This is a genomic window from Comamonas sp. GW821-FHT11H03 (assembly GCF_058807955.1).
This window is the reverse complement of sequence record NZ_JBXARF010000002.1, coordinates 744,154-769,066: the sequence shown is the minus strand read 5'-3', so window position 1 is coordinate 769,066 and position 24,913 is coordinate 744,154. Positions and strand designations below refer to the sequence as shown.

The 24,913-nt window shown below is 63.0% G+C and carries 25 protein-coding genes; 14 read left to right on the top strand and 11 right to left on the bottom strand.

The window, feature by feature from the left end:
* Window positions 1–2: 2 nt before the first annotated feature.
* The 4 genes from AC1RTQ_RS07970 to coaBC all read right to left on the bottom strand — a co-directional run bounded on the left by AC1RTQ_RS07970 (window position 3) and on the right by coaBC (window position 3,233).
* Window positions 3–824 carry a hypothetical protein gene (locus AC1RTQ_RS07970; protein ID WP_492874924.1) on the bottom strand — a complete coding sequence of 274 codons (822 nt, stop codon included), beginning with the start codon at window positions 822–824 and terminating at the stop codon, window positions 3–5.
* A gap of 30 nt (window positions 825–854) precedes the next feature.
* Entirely contained in the window at window positions 855–1,304 is a 450-nt protein-coding gene (gene dut / locus AC1RTQ_RS07965; protein WP_012837362.1) for a dUTP diphosphatase, read from the bottom strand.
* Window positions 1,305–1,455: 151 nt separating this feature from the next.
* A complete protein-coding gene (locus AC1RTQ_RS07960) occupies window positions 1,456–1,983 on the bottom strand; it encodes a hypothetical protein (protein WP_302091873.1) in 528 nt (175 codons plus the stop codon).
* A gap of 23 nt (window positions 1,984–2,006) precedes the next feature.
* The gene (coaBC, locus tag AC1RTQ_RS07955) at window positions 2,007–3,233 is read right to left on the bottom strand and encodes a bifunctional phosphopantothenoylcysteine decarboxylase/phosphopantothenate--cysteine ligase CoaBC (protein WP_034365190.1); all 1,227 of its coding nucleotides are present in this window, start codon (window positions 3,231–3,233) and stop codon (window positions 2,007–2,009) included.
* Window positions 3,234–3,346: 113 nt separating this feature from the next.
* Between coaBC and pyrG the strand changes: the two genes are divergently transcribed.
* From pyrG to AC1RTQ_RS07930, 5 genes are all read left to right on the top strand, one after another.
* Window positions 3,347–5,008 (top strand): CTP synthase, encoded by a 1,662-nt coding sequence (pyrG, locus tag AC1RTQ_RS07950; protein WP_492874923.1) that lies wholly within the window; start codon window positions 3,347–3,349, stop codon window positions 5,006–5,008.
* A 150-nt stretch (window positions 5,009–5,158) separates the two neighbouring features.
* A complete protein-coding gene (gene kdsA / locus AC1RTQ_RS07945; protein ID WP_492874922.1) occupies window positions 5,159–6,016 on the top strand; it encodes a 3-deoxy-8-phosphooctulonate synthase in 858 nt (285 codons plus the stop codon).
* Between the two features lie 435 nt (window positions 6,017–6,451).
* Complete coding sequence (eno, locus tag AC1RTQ_RS07940) at window positions 6,452–7,738, top strand: phosphopyruvate hydratase (RefSeq protein WP_034365184.1); 1,287 nt, start codon at window positions 6,452–6,454, stop codon at window positions 7,736–7,738.
* Between the two features lie 118 nt (window positions 7,739–7,856).
* Window positions 7,857–8,135: a septum formation initiator family protein gene (locus AC1RTQ_RS07935; protein WP_003064503.1), complete on the top strand. Its 279-nt coding sequence runs from the start codon at window positions 7,857–7,859 to the stop codon at window positions 8,133–8,135.
* Window positions 8,104–8,646, top strand: a complete 543-nt coding sequence (locus AC1RTQ_RS07930; protein ID WP_492874921.1) for a hypothetical protein — start codon at window positions 8,104–8,106, stop codon at window positions 8,644–8,646. Before AC1RTQ_RS07935 ends, AC1RTQ_RS07930 begins: the two co-directional genes overlap by 32 nt.
* 122 nt (window positions 8,647–8,768) lie before the next feature.
* On the opposite strand, the gene hslO is transcribed toward AC1RTQ_RS07930, so the two are convergent.
* Complete coding sequence (gene hslO, locus AC1RTQ_RS07925) at window positions 8,769–9,776, bottom strand: Hsp33 family molecular chaperone HslO (RefSeq protein ID WP_302091878.1); 1,008 nt, start codon at window positions 9,774–9,776, stop codon at window positions 8,769–8,771.
* Between the two features lie 30 nt (window positions 9,777–9,806).
* Entirely contained in the window at window positions 9,807–10,331 is a 525-nt protein-coding gene (locus AC1RTQ_RS07920) for a gamma carbonic anhydrase family protein (protein WP_492874920.1), read from the bottom strand.
* Between the two features lie 50 nt (window positions 10,332–10,381).
* Between AC1RTQ_RS07920 and AC1RTQ_RS07915 the strand changes: the two genes are divergently transcribed.
* The 3 genes from AC1RTQ_RS07915 (at window position 10,382) to AC1RTQ_RS07905 (ending at window position 13,932) form a co-directional block, all read left to right on the top strand.
* Entirely contained in the window at window positions 10,382–11,188 is an 807-nt protein-coding gene (locus tag AC1RTQ_RS07915; protein WP_302091880.1) for a ferritin-like domain-containing protein, read from the top strand.
* 162 nt (window positions 11,189–11,350) lie between these two features.
* Complete coding sequence (locus AC1RTQ_RS07910) at window positions 11,351–12,610, top strand: EAL and HDOD domain-containing protein (RefSeq protein WP_492874919.1); 1,260 nt, start codon at window positions 11,351–11,353, stop codon at window positions 12,608–12,610.
* Between the two features lie 35 nt (window positions 12,611–12,645).
* Window positions 12,646–13,932 carry an EAL and HDOD domain-containing protein gene (locus AC1RTQ_RS07905; RefSeq protein ID WP_492874918.1) on the top strand — a complete coding sequence of 429 codons (1,287 nt, stop codon included), beginning with the start codon at window positions 12,646–12,648 and terminating at the stop codon, window positions 13,930–13,932.
* 103 nt (window positions 13,933–14,035) lie between these two features.
* Here the strand turns inward: AC1RTQ_RS07905 and AC1RTQ_RS07900 are convergent, their stop codons facing one another.
* Window positions 14,036–15,040, bottom strand: coding sequence for a Bug family tripartite tricarboxylate transporter substrate binding protein (locus tag AC1RTQ_RS07900; protein WP_492874917.1), 1,005 nt, complete (start codon window positions 15,038–15,040; stop codon window positions 14,036–14,038).
* A 223-nt stretch (window positions 15,041–15,263) separates the two neighbouring features.
* On the opposite strand from AC1RTQ_RS07900, the gene AC1RTQ_RS07895 reads away from it, so the two are divergent.
* Window positions 15,264–15,926 (top strand): Twin-arginine translocation pathway signal, encoded by a 663-nt coding sequence (locus AC1RTQ_RS07895; protein WP_492874916.1) that lies wholly within the window; start codon window positions 15,264–15,266, stop codon window positions 15,924–15,926.
* An 8-nt stretch (window positions 15,927–15,934) separates the two neighbouring features.
* Here the strand turns inward: AC1RTQ_RS07895 and xerD are convergent, their stop codons facing one another.
* Entirely contained in the window at window positions 15,935–16,891 is a 957-nt protein-coding gene (gene xerD / locus AC1RTQ_RS07890) for a site-specific tyrosine recombinase XerD (RefSeq protein WP_492874915.1), read from the bottom strand.
* 114 nt (window positions 16,892–17,005) lie between these two features.
* Window positions 17,006–17,890: a LysR family transcriptional regulator gene (locus AC1RTQ_RS07885; RefSeq protein WP_492874914.1), complete on the bottom strand. Its 885-nt coding sequence runs from the start codon at window positions 17,888–17,890 to the stop codon at window positions 17,006–17,008.
* 111 nt (window positions 17,891–18,001) lie between these two features.
* On the opposite strand from AC1RTQ_RS07885, the gene AC1RTQ_RS07880 reads away from it, so the two are divergent.
* On the top strand, window positions 18,002–19,042 hold the full coding sequence (locus tag AC1RTQ_RS07880) for an NAD(P)H-quinone oxidoreductase (RefSeq protein ID WP_492874913.1): 1,041 nt from the start codon (window positions 18,002–18,004) through the stop codon (window positions 19,040–19,042).
* A 188-nt stretch (window positions 19,043–19,230) separates the two neighbouring features.
* On the opposite strand, the gene AC1RTQ_RS07875 is transcribed toward AC1RTQ_RS07880, so the two are convergent.
* Entirely contained in the window at window positions 19,231–20,211 is a 981-nt protein-coding gene (locus tag AC1RTQ_RS07875) for a tripartite tricarboxylate transporter substrate binding protein BugE (protein ID WP_302091887.1), read from the bottom strand.
* A 236-nt stretch (window positions 20,212–20,447) separates the two neighbouring features.
* Here AC1RTQ_RS07875 and AC1RTQ_RS07870 point away from each other — a divergent pair, with 236 nt between their 5' ends.
* Window positions 20,448–21,356 carry an AEC family transporter gene (locus AC1RTQ_RS07870; RefSeq protein WP_492874912.1) on the top strand — a complete coding sequence of 303 codons (909 nt, stop codon included), beginning with the start codon at window positions 20,448–20,450 and terminating at the stop codon, window positions 21,354–21,356.
* Window positions 21,357–21,412: 56 nt separating this feature from the next.
* Here AC1RTQ_RS07870 and queG read toward each other — a convergent pair whose 3' ends face one another.
* Window positions 21,413–22,453: a tRNA epoxyqueuosine(34) reductase QueG gene (gene queG, locus AC1RTQ_RS07865; protein WP_492874911.1), complete on the bottom strand. Its 1,041-nt coding sequence runs from the start codon at window positions 22,451–22,453 to the stop codon at window positions 21,413–21,415.
* 12 nt (window positions 22,454–22,465) lie between these two features.
* Between queG and tsaE the strand changes: the two genes are divergently transcribed.
* From tsaE to AC1RTQ_RS07850, 3 genes are all read left to right on the top strand, one after another.
* Window positions 22,466–22,987 carry a tRNA (adenosine(37)-N6)-threonylcarbamoyltransferase complex ATPase subunit type 1 TsaE gene (gene tsaE, locus AC1RTQ_RS07860; RefSeq protein WP_302091889.1) on the top strand — a complete coding sequence of 174 codons (522 nt, stop codon included), beginning with the start codon at window positions 22,466–22,468 and terminating at the stop codon, window positions 22,985–22,987.
* Window positions 22,984–24,489 carry an N-acetylmuramoyl-L-alanine amidase gene (locus tag AC1RTQ_RS07855; protein ID WP_492874910.1) on the top strand — a complete coding sequence of 502 codons (1,506 nt, stop codon included), beginning with the start codon at window positions 22,984–22,986 and terminating at the stop codon, window positions 24,487–24,489. Before tsaE ends, AC1RTQ_RS07855 begins: the two co-directional genes overlap by 4 nt.
* A gap of 208 nt (window positions 24,490–24,697) precedes the next feature.
* Entirely contained in the window at window positions 24,698–24,913 is a 216-nt protein-coding gene (locus tag AC1RTQ_RS07850) for a YMGG-like glycine zipper-containing protein (protein ID WP_003064466.1), read from the top strand.

Genomic DNA, 24,913 nt, shown 5'->3' with positions numbered 1-24,913 from the left:
GATCAAAGACTGCGCAGCACCTGCGCCAGGGTATCGGCCTGGGGAAACAGCCAGTCGGCGAGCAGCCCCAGCGCCACGGCCGCGACCAGGGCGCCCAGCACGGGCTTCCAGCTGATGCGCAAGGCGGCCAGCAGCCAGCCTTCGCGCTCCACCACATAGAGGGTTCGGGTCATCAGCAGCGCAAACGCCACCTCTACCGCCACGGTCAGGAACAGATCGGCACCGAACACCAGCCACACCAGCGAGCCCATGCCCGTGACCGCCACCAGCAGGACGGCAAAAACCAGCAGCACCGGCACGAGCACCACCGCGCCTTCATCGAGCCCGTCCAGCCCCGACACATCGACATCGGGCAGCTCCAGGCCCGATGACGCAGGCGCGATATCAGCCACTGCAGCGCCATCGTCCCAGTGGCCGCCGGCACCACCGCCGCCGTAGGAGCCACCCTGCCCGCTTTCAAAGCCCGCAGTATCCGCAGTATCGGCACTGCCTGATCTACCACCGGAGCCGGGAACATCGGACCCTGCATCGCCCGTCTCCCAGTCGCGGCGCAGCATGCAGCCGGCCCACAGGCGCACCAGCAACAGATAAAGCAGATAGCCGCAGGCCAGCGCCAGCCCATAGCGCAGCCCCATGCTGTGCACACCGGCATGCAGCAGGCACAGACTGATCAGGGACATGGCAGCCAGACTCAGGCCGCCGGTCACAGCGGCATGCAGACGCAGCCAGTGGCGTTTTTGCAAGTGCCGCCGCATGTGTTGGTCGCTGCCCAGCCGCACCTGGGTCCAGGAGGCTGAGCGGCGGCGGCGACTCTGGCGGTTCATGGGGCGCGAGGTACGTGCCTTTGGGCAGGCTTACTGCTTGCCGGTGGAGCCGTAGCCGCCTTCGCCGCGCTCGCTGGCATCGGCAAAGTCATCCACCAGATTGAACTGTGCCTGCACCACGGGCACGATGACCAATTGGGCCAGACGATCCATGGGCTGCAGCGTGAAGGCGGTCTGCGAACGGTTCCAGGCGCTGACCATGAGCTGGCCCTGGTAGTCGGAGTCGATCAGACCGACCAGATTGCCCAGCACGATGCCGTGCTTGTGGCCCATGCCCGAGCGCGGCAGGATCAGCGCCGCGTAATGGGGGTCCTTGAGGTGCATGGCCATGCCGGTGGGGATCAGCTGCCACTGGCCGGGCTCCAGCGTCACGGGCGCATCGATGCAGGCGCGCAGGTCCAGGCCGGCGCTGCCGGCAGTGGCGTAGGCGGGCAGGTTGTCGCGCAGGCGCGCATCGAGAATCTTTACATCAACATTCATAAGGATCTGACCAGTCTTGTCTGTCTAGATAGAAACAAGGCCCGTGAGCCGGGCCTTGCCTTCATTGCGGCAGCTGCCGTGCAGCCGCCAGCGGTTTTCCGAAGGGCGCCATTGTGCCCTGTGCCGGGCAGGCGTCGGCCCCTGGTGCCTGTCAGCGGCCTTGCAGGCGCTTGAGCACGCCGCCCACCAGCGACATCAGGCCCATGATGGCAAGCAGCACGCCAAAGCCCTGGATGAACTGGGAGAGGATCATCCCGCCCACGATCAGCGCCAGCGAGCCCGGAGACACCCAGGGCTTGCGAGCGTTCTGAGCGTTCTGAGCCTTCTGCCCCTCGATCTCGCGCTCCATGGCCTTGAAGCGCTGCTGCGCCTCCTGCTTGGTCACGGCCGTATTGGGGCGCCGTGCAGCAGCCGTGCGCTGGGCCGGCTGAGCGGCCGCCGTGGTTCGCGCTCCCGGCATCTGCTGCGCCTGCTCGGCCATGTCGCGTGCCTTCTGCAAGGTGTTGCGCAGCTGGGACATGGGCGAGGCGGCCTGGGAGCCGGGCGTGACGACTGCGGTCTGAATCGCTCCGTCGATGCTGCGCAGCGTGCGGCGGTACTCGGGACTGGCTCGCATCAGCTGATCCACATAAGCCACATAGTCGCCATTGCGCGGGCCTTCATAACTGGAGAGATTCATGTTCGGACTCCTGGGATCACGGGTCAGGGACGCTTGGCGCTCAGGCGCTGCGCAATTTCATCGACCAGCTGGCGCGCCAGCACGTCCTTGCTGGCATGGGGCAGCTCCTTGGAGCCCTGATCGTCGATCAGCAGCAGCGCATTGTCGTCCTTGCCAAAGGTAGCGGGGCCGATATTGCCCACCAGCAGCGGCACGCTCTTGCGCAAGCGCTTGGCACTGGCGTGCTTGAGCAGATCATGACTTTCGGCCGCAAAGCCCACGCAATACAGCTTGCCGGACCGGGCCTGGTCGGACTGGGCCACGCCGGCGAGAATGTCGGGGTTCTCGACAAAGTCCATGGCCGGCACATCGCCAGAGCCATCCTTCTTGATCTTCTGATCGGAAAACTCGGCCGGACGCCAGTCGGCAACGGCAGCCGTGGCAATGAAGATCGAGGCCCCCGCCACCAGGGACTGCACGGCAGTCTGCATCTGGCGCGCCGACTGCACGTCGACGCGGGTCACGCCTCGCGGCGTGGGCAGATGCACCGGGCCGGCCACCAGCGTGACCTGGGCACCGGCCTCGCGCGCCGCTCGGGCAATCGCAAAGCCCATCTTGCCGCTCGAGAGGTTGGTGATGCCGCGCACCGGATCAATCGCCTCGAAGGTCGGGCCTGCCGTCAACAGCAGATGCTGACCCTGCAGGCTCTTGGCCGTGAAGTGAGCCGCCAGCTCCTCCATGATTTCCTCGGGCTCCAGCATGCGGCCGTCGCCGGTCTCGCCGCAGGCCTGGCTGCCGTTGCCCACGCCCAGCACCTGGGCACCGTCGGCCTGCACCTGCGCCAGATTGCGCTGGGTCGCGGGGTGAGCCCACATCTCGCGGTTCATGGCCGGGGCCAGCAGCAGGGGAACGCTTTCCATAGGGCGGGCCAGGCACATCAGGCTGAGCAGCTCGTCCGAGCGACCCTGCACCAGGCGCGCGATGAAGTCCGCACTGCAGGGCGCAATGAGAATGGCATCGGCCTCACGGCTCAGATTGATGTGGGGCATGTTGTTGGGTTCGCGCACATCCCACTGGGAGGTGTAGACTGCGCGCCCAGAAAGCGCCTGCATGGTGACAGCCGTCATGAACTGCTCGGCCGCCTCCGTCATGACCACCTGCACCGTGGCTCCGGCCTGGACCAGCAAGCGGCACAGCATGGCCGATTTGTAACAAGCCACGCCTCCGGAGAGACCCAGCACCAGATGTTTGCCTGCGAACACGTCATTCATGCTGCGCAATTTATCAGACCTGAGCCGCTTTTATGCGGCTTGAGCATCCCTGTACGCCACGCCGAAATTCGTGGCGAACCTATAATCCTGTTTTACCACCACCAAAAAAAGACATGACCAAGTTCGTCTTCGTCACCGGCGGTGTGGTGTCTTCCCTCGGTAAGGGAATCGCCTCAGCCTCCCTTGCAGCGATCCTCGAGTCGCGCGGTCTCAAAGTCACCCTCATCAAGCTCGATCCCTACATCAACGTGGACCCGGGCACCATGTCGCCCTTCCAGCACGGTGAAGTGTTCGTGACGGATGACGGAGCCGAGACCGATCTGGACTTGGGCCACTATGAGCGTTTCATCGAAACGCGCATGCGTCAGACCAACAATTTCACCACGGGCCGCATCTACCAGTCCGTGCTGGAAAAAGAACGCCGTGGCGACTATCTGGGCAAGACCGTACAGGTCATTCCCCATGTCACCAACGAGATTCAGGAATTCATCAAGCGCGGCGCGGGCCTTGGCACCGACCACGAAGTGGATGTGGCCATCTGCGAAGTCGGCGGCACGGTGGGTGATATCGAGTCCCTGCCCTTCCTGGAAGCCGCGCGCCAGCTGGCGCTCAAGCTCGGCCCCAACAACTCCGCCTTTGTGCACCTGACTTACCTGCCGTTCATCGAGACGGCCGGCGAGCTCAAGACCAAGCCCACCCAGCACACCGTGCAGAAGCTGCGCGAAATCGGTATCCAGCCCGACGCTCTGCTGTGCCGCGCCAAGCACCAGGTGCCCGAAGAGGAGAAGAGCAAGATCTCCCTCTTCACCAACGTTCCCGAATGGGGTGTGATCTCCATGTGGGACGTGGACACCATCTACAAGGTGCCGCGCATGCTGCACGAGCAGGGTCTGGACGGCCTGATCTGCGACAAGCTGCGCCTGAACACGCCGCCCACCAATCTCAAGCGCTGGGACGATCTGGTCTATGAGACCGAGCACCCCCAGGGTGAAGTCAAGATTGCCATGGTGGGCAAGTACGTGGAGCTGTCCGACGCCTACAAGTCGGTCAACGAAGCGCTCAAGCACGCCGGCATGCGCAACCATGTGCGCGTGAAGATCACGCACGTGGACTCGGAGACCATCCACGACGCGGATGCCTCCAAGCTGCTCAAGGACTACGACGGCATTCTGGTGCCCGGCGGCTTCGGCTCGCGCGGCGTGGAAGGCAAGATCTCGACGGCCCGCTTCGCCCGTGAAAACAAGGTGCCCTACCTGGGCATCTGCCTGGGCATGCAGGTCGCCACCATCGAGTACGCCCGCCATGTGGCAGGCCTGGCAGGCGCCAACTCCACCGAGTTCGATTCGGCCACCCCCAACCCCGTGATCGCCCTGATCACCGAGTGGAAGGATGCGGACGGCACGATCAAGACCCGTGACGAGAACTCCGACCTGGGCGGCACCATGCGTCTGGGCGCACAGTCTTCCGACGTGCAAAAGGGCACGCTGGCGCACAGCATCTACGGCGACGTGGTGACCGAGCGTCACCGCCACCGCTATGAAGCCAACACCCAGTATCTGGACCAGCTGCGCGAAGCCGGCCTGGTGATCTCGGCCCTGACCCAGCGCGAACAGCTGACCGAAATCGTCGAGCTGCCCGCCAAGACTCACCCCTGGTACATCGGTGTGCAGTTCCACCCCGAGTTCAAGTCCACCCCCTGGGATGGTCACCCGCTGTTCAACGCCTTCATCAAGGCGGCCATGGACAACAAGGCCCAGGCGGGCAAGAAGGCCTGATTCCCTTCCTCCGGAATCAATCCTGAAATAGGAGCTGCCAGCGCTTGAAAATCAATGACTTCAGCATCAAATGATGTTGAAGTCATTCAATATAGAGCGCTGACAGCTTCAGTTTTTGAAGCATGCGCGGCGTGCAAAAAGGAACCCACCATGAAACTCTGCGGCTTTGATATTGGTCTGGACAAGCGCTTCTTTCTGATCGCCGGCCCTTGCGTGGTCGAATCCGAACAGCTGCAGATGGATGTGGCCGGGCAACTCAAGGAAATCACCGCCTCGCTGGGCATCCACTTCATCTTCAAGAGCAGCTTCGACAAGGCCAACCGCTCCTCGGGCACCAGCTTTCGCGGCCCCGGCATGGAAAAAGGCCTGGAGATCCTCGCCAAGGTGAAAAAGGAATTGAACGTGCCCATCCTCACCGATGTGCACTCCGAGGCCGAAGTGCCCTATGTGGCGTCTGTCGTCGACATGCTGCAGACCCCCGCCTTCCTGTGCCGCCAGACGGACTTCATCCGCGCCGTGGCCCAGTCGGGCAAGCCCGTGAACATCAAGAAGGGCCAGTTCCTGGCCCCGCATGACATGAAGAATGTCATCGACAAGGCCCGTGCTGCGGCGGTGGAAGCGGGCCTGCCCGCGGACAGCTTCACGGCCTGCGAACGCGGCGCCAGCTTTGGCTACAACAACCTGGTCAGCGACATGCGATCGCTGGCCATCATGCGCGAGACCGGCGCCCCGGTCGTGTTCGACGCCACCCACAGCGTGCAGCTGCCCGGGGGCAACGGCACCTCCAGCGGCGGCATGCGCGAGATGGTGCCCGTGCTCTCGCGTGCGGCCGTGGCCGTAGGCGTGGCAGGCCTGTTCATGGAAACCCACCCCGATCCCTGCAACGCCCTGTCGGACGGCCCCAATGCCGTGCCGCTCAAGCACATGAAGGCCCTGCTCGAAACCCTGGTGGCGCTGGACGATGTGACCAAGCGCAACGGCTTCCTGGAAGACCACTTCCAGGCCTGAGCATGCAACCACAGCGCATCAGCAGCGACATGACGGCCTTGCTGCAGGCCTGCATGTCCACGCGCCCCGGCCGCCCCAAGGCGGACCCCGGCGTCTGAGCAGATGATGCACCCCGGCATGACCGACACGATCAAACGTGGCGTCATGCCTTTTTTGTATCCGCTTTTGTGTCCGAATGCTTGCACAGAAACGTCTTGCGCAAGAAATTCGACTGCTGCAACACGTCAAGGCAAAAGCGGCCCACCAAATTTGTGCACAATAGCCGCCGCAGCCTCTTCCATACTCGTCGCGTGCACGGCGCGCGCGCAGCATGTGGAGAAGAGTCGGCTTCACAATTTTGATAGCAGCTTGCGCTTCATGCGCAAGCGCTTAGGCGTGATTTCATGAAAGAAGTCAGCCTGCACGTACCGATTTCAGAAACCCAAAGGAAATGCAATGAGTGCCATTGTTGACATCGTAGGCCGCGAAGTGCTGGACAGCCGCGGCAATCCCACCGTTGAGTGCGACGTGCTGCTGGAATCCGGCGTGATGGGCCGTGCGGCCGTGCCCTCGGGCGCGTCCACCGGCTCGCGCGAAGCCATTGAACTGCGTGACGGCGACAAGAGCCGCTACCTGGGCAAGGGCGTGCTCAAGGCTGTCGAGCACATCAACACCGAAATCTCCGAAGCCGTGCTGGGCCTGGATGCTTCCGAGCAGGCCTTCCTGGACAAGACCCTGATTGACCTGGACGGCACCGACAACAAGAGCCGCCTGGGCGCCAACGCCATGCTGGCCGTGTCCATGGCCGTGGCCCGCGCCGCTGCCGAAGAAGCCGGCCTGCCCCTGTACCGCTACTTCGGCGGCATGGGCGGCGTGCAGTTGCCCGTGCCCATGATGAACGTGATCAACGGCGGCGCCCACGCGAACAACTCGCTGGACCTGCAAGAGTTCATGATCATCCCCGTGGGTGCCCCCACCTTCCGTGAAGCCGTGCGCTGGGGCGCCGAAGTCTTCCACGCACTGAAGGCCATCATCCACCACAAGGGCATGTCCACCGCCGTGGGCGACGAAGGCGGTTTCGCACCTTCCGTGGAAAACCACGAAGCCGCGATCCAGCTGATCATCGAAGCCATCGAAAAGGCCGGCTACAAGCCCGGCGAGCAGATCGCCCTGGGCCTGGACTGCGCAGCGTCCGAGTTTTACAAGGACGGCATGTACGTGCTGGCCGGCGAAGGCAATATGACACTGACTTCGACGCAGTGGACCGACATGCTGGCCGGCTGGTGCGACAAGTACCCCATCATCTCCATCGAAGACGGCATGCACGAAGGCGACTGGGATGGCTGGAAGATCCTGACCGAGCGCCTGGGCGCCAAGGTTCAGCTGGTGGGTGACGACCTGTTCGTGACCAACACCAAGATCCTCAAGGAAGGCATCGAAAAGCGCATCGCCAACTCGATCCTGATCAAGATCAACCAGATCGGCACCCTGACCGAGACCTTCGCCGCCATCGAGATGGCCAAGCGCGCCGGCTACACCGCCGTGATCTCGCACCGCTCGGGCGAAACCGAAGACAGCACCATTGCCGACATCGCCGTGGGCCTGAATGCTGGTCAAATCAAGACCGGCTCCATGAGCCGCTCCGACCGTATCGCCAAGTACAACCAGCTGCTGCGCATCGAGGAAGACCTGGGCGATGTGGCTGAGTACCCCGGCCGCGCTGCCTTCTACAATCTGCGTTAAACAAGAGCCCCCTGAGCCGCTTCGCGCCTTCCCCCCAAAAGGGGAACGACCCCCTTGCTGCGGGGCGGCCCTTGCCCGGTGTCTCTTGCTAACGAGCTACTTTTAAGCCACCTTTTCTATGGTCAACCGCGTCGTCTGCGTCACATTGCTGGTCTTGCTGACCGCCATTCATGCCCAGCTCTGGCTGGGCAATGGCAGCATGGCCTATGTGCACGAGTTGCAACAGCAAATCAAGGATCAATACGCGGCCAACGCCCTTGAGAAATCGGAAAACGACAGGCTGCAGTCCGAGGTCAACGACCTCAAGGACGGCCTGTCCACCGTGGAAGAAAAGGCCCGTTACGAGCTGGGCATGGTCAAACCCAATGAAATCTATATTCAGGTTTCCAAGCGCTGACCCTGCCCCCGCTCTGCCTCAAAGCCAGCCCCGCGCTGGCTTTGCTGCTCCTGCGCCCACTCTGGTGCTGCTGGGTGCGCCCCATGCCCTGGCACGCGGCATGGCGCATGGCCTGCTGCAGGCCCGTCTGGATGCGGGTTTGAGCAGCCCCTGGCAATGCATGGCCCCTGCGGCAGACGATGAATGGCCGGCTGATGCCCTGGTCTATGTGCTGGGCCAGGACTGGCGCGATGCCGACCCGGATCCCGCCATCGCTCAGCAGATCAGCCGATGGCGTGCACTGCTGCAAGCACGCTCGCAGAGTTATGTAATGCTGTACGGCAGACCGTCTGCCCAATGGCAGCAACTGGCTGCCTCTGTGAAATTCACAGAACCGACCGCAGACTGGGACTGGATTTCAAGCCAGAACCCCTGGAGTTCCAGCCAGAAAATACGCCGCAAAGCCTGTGAGCAATGCGGCGATCCGGAGTGCGAACTGGCGCTGTTCGAGGCCTTGAAAAGCGCCCCCTGAGGCGCCTCGCGCCTCCTGCCCTATCTCTTCTGAGCGCGAAGACACCTGCGCTGCCCGGCCTGGGCCCTTGCTGGGTGTCTCGGCCACCATCACAGATCAATAGCCGCAAGCACCATGCTCAGTTACTGCACCGAGCTGGAGCTGGGCGGCTGCTTTTGCACTTCGGTGAACAGACGCGCTGCATCGATGGCGTCGAACTGGTATTGCTGACCGCAGAAGTCGCAACCCACTTCGATCTTGCCGCGCTCGGCCACGATGGACTCAACCTCTTCCTCGCCCAGCGACGTCAGCATGGCGACCACCCGGTCACGGCTGCAGGTGCAGGCGAAACGCGGGGCCTGCTCGCCGGCCTGAGGAGCAAAGCGCAGCAGCTTCTCCTCCCAGAACAGGCGGCGCAAAATGGTCTCCACATCCAGCGTCAACAGCTCTTGCTGCGTCAGGCTGGAGGCCAGCGTGGCAACGCGGTTGTATTCCTCGTTCAGGCCCTGGGCATCGTGCTCGGCCTCGCCGCTTTCGGTGGCGGCAGCCAGATTCGCCTCGCCCTTCACAGGCATGCGCTGCAGCATCAGGCCGGCAGCGATCTGGTCATTGGCGGCCAGCACCATCACGGTGTCGAGCTGCTCGGACTGCATCATGTAGAACTGCAGCGCATCCGACAGGCGCTCGAAGCGACCGCCAGAGCCATCGTTGAGCGGCACCACGCCCTGATAGGGGTTCTGGCCGGGCTGACGGTCCTTGGGGTCCAGCGTGACGGCGCAGCGGCCCGCGCCATGGGCATTGACCAGCTCTGCCAGCGGGGCCAACTGGCCGCGCAGGGGCAGATTGGCCTCTCCCACCAGCGATGCCGTGGCACGAAAACTCAGATCCGACTGCACTTCGGTCACGGCCAGTTTGACCGGGCCGTCACCCATGACCTGGAATACCAGCGCGCCATTGAACTTGATGCTGGACTGCATGAGCACGCCAGCCGCCGTCATCTCGCCGAGCAAGGTGCTGACGGCCTCGGGGTAGGCGCCGGTATCCTTGTTGCCGGCACGGCGCTGCAGGATTTCCTGCCAGGAGTCAGTCAGGCGAACAATGGCACCACGCACGGGCAGGCCGTCAAAAATGAATTTATGCAGTTCAGACACGCTAATCGATTCCGGTAAAAAGCGGGGCCCTCAGCCCAGCTTGCGCAAGCCGCGCTTGAAGCGGCGAGCATTTTCAACATAGTTCCTGGCGCTCTGGCGCAGACCTTCGATCTGCTCGGGCGATAGCTGGCGCACGACCTTGGCGGGGCTGCCGATGATCATGGAGCCGTCGGGAAATTCCTTGCCCTCGGTCACCAGCGAGCCTGCGCCGACCAGGCAGTTCCTGCCGATCCTGGCACCGTTGAGCACCACTGCACCGATTCCGATGAGCGAGCCATCGCCAATCGAGCAGCCATGGAGCATTACTTGGTGGCCAATCGTCACATTGCAACCCACCGTGAGCGGCTTGCCGAAATCGGCATGCAGCACGCTGGCATCCTGGATGTTGGAGCCCGCGCCGATGCTGATGTCTTCGGTATCCCCACGGATGACGACTCCGAACCAGACGCTGGCGTCCTTGTCCAGCTTGACGCGGCCCATGACCTCGGCGCTGTCGGCCACCCAGGCGGTCTCGTCGATCTGCGGCGCAGCGCCGTCGAGCTCGTAAATTGCCATCTGCTTGTCTCCCAGTGGGTTGCTTCTTGATAGAACCTAGAATTGTAGGGATGGAGTTACGTCATCGCGCGCTAGAGGTCTTGTGCCTTGCAGACCCTGAAGAAAAAGCTGCTGCAGCCATTGATCTGCATGCACAAAAAGCTCTCTATTCGATAGCAGAAACAGCACCGACACTGCGCATCCCCGAATCCGAGCTTCCCGGCCGCCCGGCCCGGCCCGAGCTCAAGCACCACACGGCCGTGGCGCGCCGCTCGCCAGCCACCGTCGAAGGCCGGGCCGTGCTCATCCATGCGATTGCGCATATAGAGTTCAACGCCATCAACCTCGCACTGGACGCCGTCTGGCGCTTTGACGGCATGCCCGGGCAGTACTACCACGACTGGCTGCAGGTGGCCGCCGAGGAAGCCAAGCACTTCCGCCTGCTGCGCGACCACCTGCGCCAGCACCATGGACAGGACTATGGCGACCATCCGGCACACCAGGGCCTGTGGACCATGTGCGAAAAAACGGCAGACGACATCGTGGCCCGCATGGCTCTGGTTCCCAGAACCCTGGAGGCGCGCGGCCTGGACGCCACGCCGCAAATCCAGAACAAGCTGCGCAACACCCATGCGCCCGATGCGCTGGTGGCCTGCGACATTCTGGACATCATCCTGCGCGAGGAAGTGGGCCATGTGGCCATAGGCAATCACTGGTATCGCTGGCTGTGCGAGAAAAACAGCCTGGACCCCGAGTCGTTGTACCTGGAGCTGACAAAGCGCTATGAAGCGCCGCGCCTGCGCCCGCCCTTCAACGAGAAGGCGCGCCGAGCCGCAGGCTTCACCGCGACCGAGATCGCCTGGCTGCAACAGATCTAGGTATTTTTTGCTTGACTCGAATCAAGAACCGTCGGCAAGTAAGGCCTGCGAGTCGAAGTTGTTGGCACAAACCGCCTGAACGCACAAAGCTGACACTATGATCAGCTCGTTCTTACAATAACCAGCACAGCCAACCATTTTCCACACAGACGTCATGCAGCAATGAGTGAACAAACCATAGAGGACACGGCATTCGCCTCGCCGCGCAACCTGTCCAAAGGCATGATTGCACGCCAGCCCATCGTCAACGGGCTGCAGCAAATCATCGGTTACGAGCTGTTCAACCGCTCGCGCTCGCCTTATGGTCACACCATGGCCTCGGATGCGACGCTGATCTTTGCGGCCCTCACGCATGCAGGAGAGGAAGATCTGGTCGGCACCAAGCTCATGTTCGTGAATTGCACTCACGAAGGCCTGACCGGCGAGCACCTGGAGCTGCTGCCGGCCGACAAGGTGGTGCTGGAGATCCCGCCTCTGGGCCATGCGGCCGTGCATGAAGTGGCAGCCCGCCTGCCCACGTTGCTGGCACTCAAGGACCAGGGCTTTCATCTGGCCTTCAACCACACGGTGCTGGAGTCTGTGTATTCGGCCTGGCTGCCGCTGGCCGACTACATCAAGCTCGACCTCTCCACGCTGGCACCGGACCAGCTCACGGTGCTGGTCAAGTTCGCCAGCCGCCACACCCGCGCCGAGCTGATCGCCGAAAAAGTCGAAAGTGCCTACCAGCATGAGCTGGGGCAGCGCCTGGGCATCGAGCTGTTCCAGGGTTTCTGGTTTGCCCGCCCCACGGTGATGCAGACCCGCCTTCTGAGCCCGACGCAGCAAAGCATCATCCAGTTGCTGACGCTGGTACGCGAGCAGGCCAGCACCGATGCGATCGAGGAAGTTCTCAAGAAGGACGCCGCCCTGGCCTTCAACCTGCTGCGCCTCATCAACTCGGCCAGCTTTGGCGCCCATCGCAAGATCACCTCTTTCAAGCAGGCCGTGATGCTGCTCGGCCTGAACAAGCTGTTCCGCTGGGCGGCCATGCTGCTGACGGCCGCCCGTGAAGGCGGCCCGCCACCAGCCGTGGGCCAGACCGCCGTGATTCGCGGTCGTCTGATGGAGCTGCTGGCCAAGCACTCGCTGACGGACACCGACGCCGATCTGGCCTTTATCTGCGGCATGTTCTCCATGCTGGACCGCATGCTGGGCATGCCTTTGCCAGCAGCGCTGGCGCTGATTCCCGTGTCCGAATCGGTCTCTGCCGCGCTGCTGCATCATGAAGGCATTCTGGGCGAGCTGCTGATGCTCACCAAGGCCTGCGAGAGTCATGACCAGGAACAATTCGACCGCAGCGCCTGCAGCCTGGAGCTGGAGCATGGGGACATCAATCACGCTCATCTGCAGGCTCTGAGATGGACGGAGTGTCTGTCCGACTGACAGCGCTTTTGCCCCACACCCAAGCGATAACAAACATGGATACCTCTGACACCAACTCCTCTTCACCGACCGCCAGCCCCGCTGCAGACAAAGACGAGGCCAATATGGCCAGCATTGCGCGTCAGGCAATCGTCGATGAAAAACGGGATGTATATGGCTACGAGCTGTTTGACCGCTCGGTTGCACATAACGCACACACTGCTGCATCCGATGCGGCGCTGCTGTTCAACGCCCTGTCCTATGCCGGTGCCGAGGCTCTGGTGGGCAAAAAGACGGTTTTCATCAACTGCACCCATGACAGCCTGAGCGGCGGCCACCTGGAGCTGATTCACCCCGACCGGGTGGTGCTGGAGGTCCCGGCCCTGCCCGCCGACGCCACCCAGGAAAACATCGAAGCCTGCCTGCCCACATTTGCGGCCCTGCGCCAGCGTGGCTTTCGTCTGGCTTTTGACCAAAACCTGCTGCGCCGCAACTATGCGTCATGGCTGCCCATGGCCTCCTTCGTCAAGCTGGACATGCAGAGCTTCGCAATGGAGCATGCCGAAAAGCTGGTGAAGTTTGCCCAGACCTACACACGCGCCCAGATCGTGGCCGAGAAGGTCGAAGCGGCCGAGCAGTTCGAGCACATGCTGAACCTGGGCGTGAAGCTGTTCCAGGGCTACTGGTTCGCCCAGCCCCAGCTTGTGCAGGCACGCACCATCCGCCCCACGCAGACCACCATCATCCAGCTCATCAACCTGGTGCGCCAGCAGGCCAGCACGGAGGAGATCGAAGAGCTGCTCAAGAAGGACCCCACGCTGTCCTTCAACCTGCTGCGCTTCATCAACAGCTCGGGCTTTGGCCTGTCCTGCGAGATCACCTCCTTCCGCCATGCAGTGATGATTCTGGGACTCAAGAAGCTGTTCCGCTGGGCGGCCCTGCTGCTGACCACCTCACGCGCCGGCGGCACACCTCCGGCTGTGGGCCAGACGGCCGTGGTGCGCGGCCGCCTGATGGAGCTGCTGACCGCCGAGCTGCTGCCGCCCGAGGAATGCGACCACGCTTTCGTCGTGGGCGTTTTCTCGCTGCTCGATGTGATGCTGGGCCTACCCATGGCCAAGGCCCTTGAATCCGTGGCTCTGCCCCAGTCCGTGGTCGACGCACTGGTGCATAACAAGGGAGTTTTTGCGCCCTTCCTGGATCTGACGCGCGCCTGCGAGTCGGGCGACGAAGCGGCTTTTGCCCGCGCTGCCAATGCGCTGCAGCTGTCCAACCACCAGGTCAACTGGGCCCATCTGCAGGCACTGAGCTGGGCCGACAACCTGACCAGCGAAGTGATCTGAGCCAATCCGCTTCGTGAGCAGTCAGTGAGCTTGCTGCGCACAGCGCAAAAAGGGCTTGCGGCCAATGTGACCGCAAGCCCTTTGTCATGCAAGAAAGTCCCGATCAGTTGGTCTGGATACCTGCAGCCTTGATGATCTGAGCGTTGGACCTGGACTCGGCCTCGATCTGCCTGGCGAAGTCCGCAGCCTTGCCGCCGGTAGGCACATTGTCCGTGGCTTCCAGGCGCTGACGGATCTCGGGCAGCGCCAACGCCTTGTTCACCTCGGCATTCAGGCGAGCCAGCACGGGGGCAGGCACACCGGCGGGAGCGAAGATGCCGAAGACCGATGTGGTGTTGGCGTTCTTGTAACCCAGCTCGGCCAGCGTGGGCACCTGGGGCAGCGAGTCCAGACGTGCCGGCGCGCCCACGGCCAGGGCCTTGAACTTGCCGGCCTTGATGTGCTGCATCACGGCCGGGCCGGCATTCGTGGACAGCACCTCGAACTGCGCGCTCAGGCCGTCATTGAGCTGCTGGCCGCCGCCCTTGTAAGGCACATGGGTGATCTGCACCTTGCCCTGATCGGCAATCTGCTCGAGCATGATGTGACCCAGCGACGCCAGACCGGCCGTGGCCCAGCGCACATCGCCGGGGTGGGCCTTGGCCTGGGTCATCAGTTCGGGAAAGCTCTTGGCTGCCAGACGGGTCGTGCCCAGCAGCAGCACGGGCGAGTACATCACGCTGACCACAGGAACAATATCCTTGTGCGGGTCGAACAGTGGCTTGCCCAGATGGGGGCTCAGCGTCAGCGGGCTGATGGACGAAAAGCCCAGCGTATAGCCATCGGGGTTGGACTTGGCGACTTGATCCAGGCCAATCGCGCCACCCGCGCCGGCCTTGTTGTCGATCACCACCGACTGACCCAGCGACTGCGACAGCTTTTCACCCAGTGCACGGGCCACCACATCGCTCACACCACCGGCAGGGTAGGACACCACCAGACGAATGGGACGGCTGGGCCAGCCAGCCGCGTCGGCTTTGTCGGCCGCCTGGACATTCAGGGACAAGGTGGCAGGCAGCACGGCAGCCAGGGCACAGGTCAGCATGCTGCGACGCAGAAAGTTAGTCATCACTCGAAATCCAAAAATCAAGAACTGCATTTTTGACCAAAGTGAATTCCCAGGTTGATTTGAACGACGATTCGTCAATTCATTGGACATAAAACATCAAAATAAAACCTCAACCATTCAAATAGACCAACGCTACAGCCGACCAGCGTCTTCGCCGGCATGCCGCAATGACGGCCGCAAGCCTTGCCGCTAGACTGCAGCCATCACCACAGAGAAAGCACCCATGGCAGAACAAAACCCTCTATCACGTCGATCCCTGCTGCTGCAAGGCGGTGCTGCGGGCGCTGCACTGGGCGCCATGGCCCTACCCGCCTCGGCCACGACCACGACCATGCGCAAGGCCTCGCGCACCTGCGTGCTCGACGGCCTGCAACCTGCGGCACTGACCATCAGCGGCCCCGGTGTGCAGGCCAATCGCGGCAAGCCGCAAGCCGTGGCGGACCGCATGCTGATCATCCATGGCTATCAGTTCGATGCAGCCTGGTCCTGCGGCATGGATGCGCTCAACAGCCTGGAGCAGCAGACGCTCAGGACCACGCTTGAATACGACGAAGCCGAGCACAGCCTGCAAGGCCCGCTGCTGGAGCAGGTGCTGCAGGCCGCCGGCGTGGATGTGGGCCAGGCCATGGCGCGCGGCCTGCAACTGACCTTGCAGGGCATAGACGGCTATCGCAGCCAGATGCCGCTGGCCCAGGCCGTGCGCTGGCGCATGGTGATCGCCACCCAGCTGGACGGCGTGCCGCTGGCCATGGGCGGCGTGGGCCCGCTCTGGGCCATTTTTGCAGCCCATCAGATTCCGGAGCTCGGCCAGTTGCCCGTCAAGCAACGCTTTGCCGCCGCCGTCTGGGGGCTGTACCACCTGCAACTGGGCAGCGCGACGGCCTAGGCTGCGGCTCAGCCGCGCGGATGATGCTCGGCATGCAGAGCCTTGAGCCGCTCGCGCGCCACATGGGTGTAGATGGTGGTGGTGGAGATATCGGCATGCCCCAGCAGCATCTGCACCACGCGAAGGTCGGCGCCATGGTTGAGCAAATGGGTGGCAAACGCATGGCGCAGCGTATGTGGCGACAGCGGCGAGTTCACACCTGCAATCTGCGCGCATTTCTTGACGATGACCCAGAACATCACGCGACTCATGCCCGCGCCGCGCTGGGTCACGAACACCTCCTCGGTCTGCTGCCCTCCCAGAATCGCGGCACGCGCATGCTTCAGATAGCGCTCCAGCCAGTGCTGTGCCTCCTGGCCGAACGGCACCAGACGCTCCTTGCGCCCCTTGCCCGTCACGCGCAGCACGCCCGAGCGCAAGTCCAGCTCGTGCATGCGCACGCCCACCAGTTCGCTGACGCGCAGACCGCTGGCATACATCAGCTCCAGCATGGCGCGATCGCGCAAACCCAGTGCAGTATCCACATCTGGCGCATCGAGCAGGGCCTCTACCTGCTCCTGGGTCAGCGTCTTGGGCATGCGCGGCGGCTGCTTGGCAGCCAGCATGCGCACCGTGGGGTCGGCAGCGATGCGCTTTTCACGCAGTGCCCAGTGAAAGTAGCGACGCAACACCGTCAGCCTGCGGTTAGAGGAGGTGGCCTTGGTGCCCTCCACACGGGCCGTGAAATAGCCCTGCAGATCGGCCTCCAGCGCAGCATCCAGCGCCTTGGGCGGCTGCAGCCGCGCCAGCCAGCGCGCAGTCGCCGTCAGGTCACGCCGGTAAGCGGACAAGGTATTGCGCGAAAGCCCGTCCTCCAGCAGCAAGGCATCGATGAACTGATCGAGGGCATCCTGGCTCTGCGGCAAGGGCTGCGGCCAGTCATCGGGAATCTGCGGTTGGCGGGCTTTTTGAGAGGCGTCGGACATGGGGCTAGCGTACACGCTGGCGGGGGGCACCGAGCTGAAATCAGGTCGGTGCACCATCGGAATCAGGGTCAGGGTAAGGATCCGGTACCGGCCAGAGCAAGCGCTGCGCCTGCTTCAGCTTATGCCAGCGGATGAGACGTCGAAAGCCTCGGCCAGGAACTGTGCAACCGCTCTCACCCTGGCCGTGCGCTGGAGATCGGGATGCATGACCTGCCAGACTTCGTAGTCGTTCGGGCGCCGGCGTTGCGGCCAGATACGCACCAGGCCTTCGCACTCCCCCATCCACAATGGCATTTCCCCAATCCCTATGCCTGCAGCAACCGCCTTGCGCACCAGGAGACTGGAACGGACCGACATGGCAATCTTGGCCTGACGTGCAAGCACCCCAGCCATGCTCAGAAATGGACTCTGCTCCAGATAGGGACCGTATGCCACCAGATGGTGGCCGCGCAACTCGTCTTCAGGGACAGGCTCGCCAAAGCGAGCCAGATAGCCCGCGCTTGCGAACAGCCCCACAGGCCACGAAGCCACACGACGAACCACCAGCTCAGGGGCCTCGGGCCTGACGTTGCGAAATGCAATATCCGCCTGCCTGCGACCGAGGCTGAGCAACTGCGTGGAGACTTCCAGATCCACGCGGATGTTCGGCCAGTGCTGCTGCAAACGCTCGACAGCGGGCAGCAGCAGGTCGATGGCGATCGAATCGGTACTGGTCACGCGCACGAGACCGCTGGGACTTTCATCCTGACCCTCGATCTTGGTGCGCAAGTCCATCGCCGCGCTCTCCATGCGCCGTGCCGCAGCAAGCGCCGTCTCGCCAGCGGCAGTGAGCAGGTAACCATCCTTGGCGCGCAGAAACAGCTTTGCTCCCAGCTCGGACTCCAGGGCATTCAGGCGTCGTCCTACCGTTGCCTGATCAATGCCCAGGCTGCGTGCTGCTGCGCGCAGGGAATGTGTACGGCTCAAGGCAAGAAAGATGCGCGTGTCGTCCCAGTTCATGGTCTTCAGGTTGATGCAAATTTGCATCACTGTAGAGCGAAATCGCTGCATTGAAAACGCAGTCTTGCGTCGTAACCTTCAGCGCTCAAAGATATTTCGAGAACGACGCATATGCCTACCTTTTTGACCGCCCCCATCCCTGCAAGCAAGCCTGCCACCATGCAGGCCATCGTTTTTGACGACTTCGGCGGGCCCGAAGTGCTGGTGGCCCGCGAGCTTCCGGTTCCCGAACTTCGCCCCCACGACTTGCTGGTGCGCAATGCTTCCATCGGCGTCAATCGTGCCGACCTCTATCACCGCAAGGGCGCCTACGGCCGCGCCTCCTTCGGCGATGCAGACACCATGGGCCTGGAGATCGCCGGAACCGTGATCGAAGCCGGGCCCTTGGTGCAGGGCTTCGCCGTGGGCGACCGGGTCATGGGTATCGTGGGCGGTGGTGCCTATGCCGAGCTCTCGCGCATCGACCACCGCATGGCAATGCATGTGCCCAAGAGCCTGGATCTGGCGAATGCCGGCGCGATCGCCGAGGTCTTCGTGACCGCGCACGAGGCCCTGTTCCATCTGGCCGGCCTGCAGGCTGGCGAGTCGGTGCTGATCCATGCGGCGGCAGGTGGTGTCGGATCGGCCGCCGTTCAGCTTGCACATGCTGCGGGAGCTCGGGTTTTTGCGACGGCCAGCGCCGACAAGCGCGAAGCGGTCCTGGGTTTCGGAGCCGATGTCTTCATCGACTATCGCAGCGAGGACTTCCAGACCGTGGTGGCCCAGGCCACGGACAGCAAAGGGGTGGACATCGTGATCGATTTCGTAGGTGCCCCCTACCTGGAGTCCAATGTGCGATCGCTGGCCATCGGCGGGCGCATGGTGATGGTGGGCCTGCTGGGCGGCTCCCAGGGTGCTGCATTGCCCATGGACCTGGTGCTGTACCGCCATCTGCGGATCTTCGGGACCGTGATGAAGTCACGCACCCCCGAAGTCAAGCAGGCGATGGTCCAGCGCTTTGCCCAGCGATGGCTTTGCGCCTTGGAGAGTGGGGCCATCCGGCCCGTGATCGACAGCACCTTCGCGTTGGCAGATGCTGCCCAGGCGCATAGGCATATGGAGTCCGGGGTCAGCATCGGCAAGATTCTGCTGCTGCCCGGGAACGCCGAATAAAGAGGAGTCAGCTCTTGCCGGCCGACCGGGCCCGATTCACCACCGGCAGACCATCTGCAGCCTTCGGTGAGCACGGCTGCGGACGACCATGGACAGGCCGGCTTCGCACCTAAAAACAAAGCCCGAATGGCCTCAGCGGCAATTCGGGCTTGCGGTATCCGCTACTGCATCGGCAGCAGATCAGCTGCTCAGTCCAGTGTCAGCTTCTGCTTGGCCACGACCTGCTTGTAGGTTTCGTACTCTTCCTTCAGTTCCTTGGCGAATTCCTGAGGAGAGTTGCCCACCACCAGCGAGCCGGTGTCTTCGATGCGCTTCTTGACCGCTGGGTCCTGCAGCACCTTCTTCACGGCGGCATTGATCTTGTCGACCATGGCCTTGTCCATGCCCTTGGGGCCCAGGATGCCGTAGGAGGCCATGCGATTGACCTGGGGCAGACCCACTTCCTTGAAGGTGGGGACGTCAGGCAGCACAGCCAGACGCTGGGGAGCTGCCACGGCGATGGCCTTGAGGCGGTTGTCCTTGATGAAAGGCAGTGCCGAAGGCAGGTTGTCCAGAATCATGGGGATCTGGCCGGCAACCGCGTCGTTCAGGGCCGGGCCCGCGCCGCGATAAGGCACATGGGTCATCTGGATGCCGGTCAGCGACTTGTACAGCTCCATCAGCATGTGCTGGATGCCGCCCGTACCGGACGAGCCATAGGAGTACTTGCCGGGATTGGCCTTGAGCTCGGCCTCGAAAGCCTTGTAGCTGGCCGCACCGGGAAACTTGGGGTTCACGGCGATCACATTGGGCGTGGCCGCAATGTTGATGATGGGCGTGAAGTCCGTCAGCGGGTTGTAGGGAGTCTTGGGGTTGATGGCCGGATTGGTGGCCATGGTCGACAGGGTCGAGATGCCCAGGTTGTAGCCATCGGGCTTCTGGCGCGCGGTTTCCTGCGCACCGATGACGCCGCCGCCGCCGCCCTTGTTGTCCACCACCACCGACTGGCCCAGCTCCCGGCTCAGCGGCTCGGCGATCACACGCGCAATGATATCGGTCGTGCCGCCTGCAGCAAAAGGCACCAGCAGCTTGATGGGCTTGGTGGGGTAATTGGCCTCGGCCATCACAGCGGTCGAAAAACCGACAGTTGCCAGAGCCATTGTCAGGCCCACGCACATACGACGATTCATGAAGGGGTCTCCTTATGAGTTCTGAAATTGACGGCTGATGGTACGTGGCGCAAAAAACCCGACACATTCTTGTTAGCCCTGATTTATCAGTAATTACCCTAGATTCGCGGCATTTCCTTGAACCGCATCAAGCTTCATTGCCAATGAGCAGGGCCGCAGCAGTAAGTACTACTACATAGAAACTTGGTGACAGCTTTCTCTCAGCAAACCTGCGCCCGGCCCTATGCTTACCGGCCGTGAACTACCTCGAACTGCTTTTCCCCGATTTCGCGCTCATCGTGCTGGGCTATGTGCTGTGCCGCTTCACGCCCATCAACCGCAGCGTCTGGCAAGCCGTGGAGCAGCTCGTCTACTACCTGCTGTTTCCGGTGCTGCTGTTTCACTCCATCACCCGCAACCCGATCCAGTGGGGCGACGCCAGCCAGTTGCTGGCCGCCGGCGTGCTGGGAGGTCTGCTGGGCATTGCGCTGACCTACAGCCTTCCTCACCTGCCGTTTCTGGGCCGGCGCATCGATGCACGCAGCTATGCGGGGGCAGCGCAGGTGGCGTTTCGCTTCAACTCCTTTATCGCGCTGGCGCTGGTTTCGCGCCTGGCGGGGCCGGACGGGCTGCTCTATGTCTCGGTGCTGATCGGCGTGTCCGTGCCGCTGTTCAATGTGGCCGCCGTCTGGCCCATGGCGCGCGGCAGCGACCAGCATTTTCTCGGGCATCTGCTGCGCAACCCGCTGATCATCGCCACCGTCAGCGCCCTGCTGTTCAATGCGGCCGGACTGAAGATTCCAGCCCTGCTGGAAACCCCCGTGGCCCGCATCGGCGCGGCATCTATCGCGCTGGGCCTGATGGCCGCCGGCGCCGGCCTCAAGCTCAGTGCACTGGCCAGCAACAAGCTGCTGGCCAGCGAGCTGCTGCTGATACGCCATGCCATCCAGCCGCTGATCGCCTTTGCCATGGTTCAGCTGTTCCACCTCAACCAGCCGCAGGCGATTGCGCTGATGGCGTTCTCCAGCCTGCCTACGGCCTCGTCCTGCTATGTGCTGGCTGTGCGCATGGGCTATGAGGGCTCATTTGTGGCCAGTCTGGTGTCGCTATCCACGATGCTTGGCGTGCTCAGCCTGCCCTTAGGGCTCTGGCTGATCGGGATTTGAATTTGATCGCTTCTTGCGCTTACTGGAGAAGCAATAGAGACCGATTTCACTCAAAATCAGGCGCGCTGCGCCAGCGCCCAGGCCACATGTTCGGCCACCACAGGATCGGGATGATCGGCGCGGCTCTGCAGCGCCGCCCTGAGCTGCGGGTTGCCGGTTTCTCGCCAGGCATTGCCCAGGGCCACGGCCACATTGCGCAGCCAGCGCGCATGTCCGATGCGGCGAATGGGGCTGCCCTCGGTCACGCGCAAAAACGTGGCTTCATCCCAGGCCAGGAAATGCACCAGTTGCGTGCCCGCCAGTGCGGCACGGGCGTCGAAGTCCGGCAAGACGCTGGGATGGGCGAACTTGTTCCAGGGACAGGCCAGCTGGCAGTCATCGCAGCCATAGATGCGGTTGGCCATCAAGGGCCGCAGCTCCTCGGGAATGCTGCCCGCATGTTCGATGGTCAGATAGGAGATGCAGCGCCGCGCATCGACCTTGTGTGGCGCAATGATGGCGCCCGTGGGGCAGGCGTCGATGCAGGACGAGCAGCTGCCGCAATGCGCCGTGACTGCTGCGGTGGGCTCGAGTGCAAAGTCCACATAGATTTCACCCAGAAAGAACATCGATCCGGCCTCGCGGCTCAGCACCAGGGTGTGCTTGCCGCGCCAGCCCTGGCCGCTGCGGCTGGCCAGCTCGGCCTCCAGCACCGGGGCGGAGTCGGTAAAGGCACGGTGGCCAAACGGGCCTATTTCCTGTGCAATGCGCTCAGCCAGCTTCTGCAGACGGTTGCGCAGCACCTTGTGATAGTCACGGCCTCTGGCGTAGATGGAGACGATGCCCTCCTCCGGACGCTTGAGCCGATCCCACTCCACGGCCTGCCAGCCATCCTCGGTCGCGCGCGGCAGATAATCCATGCGCGCGGTAATCACGCTCACCGTACCGGGAACTAATTCTGCTGGCCGGGCTCGTTTCAAACCATGGGCCTGCATGTAATGCATCTCCCCATGAAACCCTTGCGCCAACCATTGCAGCAAACCGGGCTCTGCCGAGGACAAATCCACACCCGCCACGCCGATTTGGGAAAATCCCAGCTCGCGAGCCCAGGCTTGCATCAAAGGAACCAATTGACTGCTGCTCAACATACACCCCGAATTGTAGGAAGCGAGCCCACATCGGCGCTGGCGCAGCGCCAGATACTCTGGCAAAGCGAACAAGATACCGAGCGCTTCGCCCGGCAACTGGCCGCCCTGCCCGAGCTGCGCAACGCCTATGTGACCCTGCATGGCGACCTGGGTGCGGGCAAGACCACGTTGGTGCGTCACTGGCTGCGCGCCCTGGGCGTGCAGGGCCGCATCAAGAGCCCGACCTATGCAGTGGTGGAGCCGCACGAGGCCGGCGATCTATCGATCTGGCACTTTGACTTCTATCGCTTCGACGATCCGCGTGAATGGGAAGATGCAGGTTTTCGTGACATTTTTGCCAGCGCCGGACTCAAGCTGGCAGAATGGCCCGAAAAGGCTGCAGCGGTTACACCTGTTGCGGATATAGCTATTCATATCGAAGCAATTGACGATGTGCAGCGACAGGTGACGCTCAAGGCTGGCACCCCCGCAGGCTGCACCGTGCTTGAAGCATTGACGGCATGAGCAAAACAACTTCTTCCATGGCCTTTCCGGACCTGCCCCGACCGGGTCTCTCCCGACCGGGTCTTTCCCGCCGCAATCTGCTGCAGGCAGGCGGCGTAGTTCTGCTGCTGGGTCGCCAGCATATTGCGCAAGGCGCGAGCATCGTGGCAGTGCGCGTCTGGCCCGCACCCGACTACTCGCGTGTCACGCTGGAATCCGATATTCCGCTGACGGCCAAACCGGTCTTCGTGCCCAGCCCGCCGCGCCTGGCCGTCGATATCGAGGGCCTGGATCTGAACCCGGCGCTCAAGGAGCTGGTGGCCAAGGTCCGCTCCGACGACCCCAATATCGCCAGCATCCGCGTCGGCCAGTTTGCGCCCGGCGTGGTGCGCCTGGTGATCGACCTCAAGCAGGAAGCCAGGCCCCAGGTATTTACGCTGGCCCCGATTGCTCCCTACAAGCACCGGCTGGTGCTGGACCTCTACCCCGCCAAGGCCGTGGACCCGCTGGAAGCCCTGATCAGCGAGCGCCTGCGCGATGCCGGCAACTCGGCCTCCGCGTCGGCTGCGAACCCTCCCGCCATCACGACGCCGCCGCCTGCGGCGATTGCGACAGCGCCCCAGGCCGACCCTCTGGGCGATCTGATTGCCCAGCGCAACCAGCGCCCCAGCACTCCAGCACCGGCTCCTGCGGTGATTGCTCAGGCACCGGCTCCCGTGCCGCCGCCACCGGCTCCCGCGCCACGCCCGGCTCCAGCACCCAGGCCTGCGCCCAACATTGCCACCTCGCAAAGCACGGACCGCATCATCATCGTGGCGCTTGATCCTGGCCACGGCGGCGAAGACCCCGGCGCCACCGGCCCCAGCGGCCTGCGAGAAAAAGACGTGGTGCTCAAGGTCGCCCATCTGCTGCGCGAGCGCATCAACAGCTCGCGCATCGGCGGCAGCCCCATGCGCGCCTTCATGACGCGCGATGCCGACTTCTTCGTGCCCCTGGCCACACGCGTGGAAAAAGCCCGCCGCGTCCAGGCCGACCTGTTCATCAGCATCCACGCCGATGCCTTCACCACCCCGGCCGCGCGTGGTGCCAGCGTGTTTGCGCTCAGCGAACGCGGGGCATCGAGCACGGCCGCACGCTGGCTGGCCAACAAGGAAAATCAGGCCGACCTGGTGGGGGGCCTGAACGTGGGCGGACTGCAGGACCAGCATGTGCAGCGCATGCTGCTGGACATGAGCACCACAGCCCAGATCAAGGACAGCCTCAAGCTGGGTACTTCGCTGCTGGGCGAGATCGGCTCCATGGCCAAGCTGCACAAGGCCCGTGTGGAGCAGGCCGGCTTTGCCGTGCTGAAGGCGCCCGACATTCCCAGCGTGCTGGTGGAAACCGCCTTCATCAGCAACCCCGAAGAGGAAGCCAAGCTGGCCTCTGCCGCCTACCGCGAGCAACTGGCCGATGCGCTGATGACGGGCATCCGAAAGTACTTCGCCCACAACCCGCCCCTGGCACGCAGTCGATCTGTCTAACGATCTGTTTAACGATCCATTTAAGTGCGTGCTTACATAAAACAGCCGCACTGGCTGTCAGCCGGCAAGCCGGCTTGATGACAGTCGCCAAGCCTGAATGACACAGGCTTGGCCCTCTCTCCTACCTCAAAGCCAGGGCAAAAGGTTCAAGATCAAGGCGTGTTCTTATGAAAGCTGGCCTCTTTGGCAGCTGTACAGGAGAGACCTCATGAAACTGCGAACTCTTGCCATCACCGTGTCTGCAGCCTTCACGCTTGCCATGGCAGGCTGCTCCACCTCGCCCACCAATGCCCAGATCGGCACCGGTGTCGGCGCCGTTGCCGGCGGCGTGGTCGGTGATGCACTGTTTGGTTCCACCTTGGGCACCGTAGGCGGCGCTGCAGCAGGCGCGCTGATTGGTAACGAGGTGGGCAAGCGCAAATAA

Bases quoted from the DNA above. Each gene is read 5' to 3' on its own strand.
- AC1RTQ_RS07910 (WP_492874919.1), top strand. From the start codon at position 11,351: ATGAGTGAACAAACCATAGAGGACACGGCATTCGCCTCGCCGCGCAAC.
- AC1RTQ_RS07905 (WP_492874918.1), top strand. From the start codon at position 12,646: ATGGATACCTCTGACACCAACTCCTCTTCACCGACCGCCAGCCCCGCT.
- AC1RTQ_RS07885 (WP_492874914.1), bottom strand. From the start codon at position 17,890: ATGAACTGGGACGACACGCGCATCTTTCTTGCCTTGAGCCGTACACAT.
- AC1RTQ_RS07855 (WP_492874910.1), top strand. From the start codon at position 22,984: ATGAGCAAAACAACTTCTTCCATGGCCTTTCCGGACCTGCCCCGACCG.
- AC1RTQ_RS07920 (WP_492874920.1), bottom strand. From the start codon at position 10,331: ATGGCAATTTACGAGCTCGACGGCGCTGCGCCGCAGATCGACGAGACC.
- xerD (WP_492874915.1), bottom strand. From the start codon at position 16,891: ATGTCCGACGCCTCTCAAAAAGCCCGCCAACCGCAGATTCCCGATGAC.
- AC1RTQ_RS07915 (WP_302091880.1), top strand. From the start codon at position 10,382: ATGGAGTTACGTCATCGCGCGCTAGAGGTCTTGTGCCTTGCAGACCCT.
- coaBC (WP_034365190.1), bottom strand. From the start codon at position 3,233: ATGAATGACGTGTTCGCAGGCAAACATCTGGTGCTGGGTCTCTCCGGA.
- eno (WP_034365184.1), top strand. From the start codon at position 6,452: ATGAGTGCCATTGTTGACATCGTAGGCCGCGAAGTGCTGGACAGCCGC.
- AC1RTQ_RS07900 (WP_492874917.1), bottom strand. From the start codon at position 15,040: ATGACTAACTTTCTGCGTCGCAGCATGCTGACCTGTGCCCTGGCTGCC.
- AC1RTQ_RS07930 (WP_492874921.1), top strand. From the start codon at position 8,104: ATGAAATCTATATTCAGGTTTCCAAGCGCTGACCCTGCCCCCGCTCTG.
- AC1RTQ_RS07935 (WP_003064503.1), top strand. From the start codon at position 7,857: ATGGTCAACCGCGTCGTCTGCGTCACATTGCTGGTCTTGCTGACCGCC.
- AC1RTQ_RS07875 (WP_302091887.1), bottom strand. From the start codon at position 20,211: ATGAATCGTCGTATGTGCGTGGGCCTGACAATGGCTCTGGCAACTGTC.
- AC1RTQ_RS07895 (WP_492874916.1), top strand. From the start codon at position 15,264: ATGGCAGAACAAAACCCTCTATCACGTCGATCCCTGCTGCTGCAAGGC.
- queG (WP_492874911.1), bottom strand. From the start codon at position 22,453: ATGCAAGCCTGGGCTCGCGAGCTGGGATTTTCCCAAATCGGCGTGGCG.
- dut (WP_012837362.1), bottom strand. From the start codon at position 1,304: ATGAATGTTGATGTAAAGATTCTCGATGCGCGCCTGCGCGACAACCTG.
- AC1RTQ_RS07960 (WP_302091873.1), bottom strand. From the start codon at position 1,983: ATGAATCTCTCCAGTTATGAAGGCCCGCGCAATGGCGACTATGTGGCT.
- AC1RTQ_RS07880 (WP_492874913.1), top strand. From the start codon at position 18,002: ATGCCTACCTTTTTGACCGCCCCCATCCCTGCAAGCAAGCCTGCCACC.
- AC1RTQ_RS07970 (WP_492874924.1), bottom strand. From the start codon at position 824: ATGAACCGCCAGAGTCGCCGCCGCCGCTCAGCCTCCTGGACCCAGGTG.
- AC1RTQ_RS07850 (WP_003064466.1), top strand. From the start codon at position 24,698: ATGAAACTGCGAACTCTTGCCATCACCGTGTCTGCAGCCTTCACGCTT.
- kdsA (WP_492874922.1), top strand. From the start codon at position 5,159: ATGAAACTCTGCGGCTTTGATATTGGTCTGGACAAGCGCTTCTTTCTG.
- pyrG (WP_492874923.1), top strand. From the start codon at position 3,347: ATGACCAAGTTCGTCTTCGTCACCGGCGGTGTGGTGTCTTCCCTCGGT.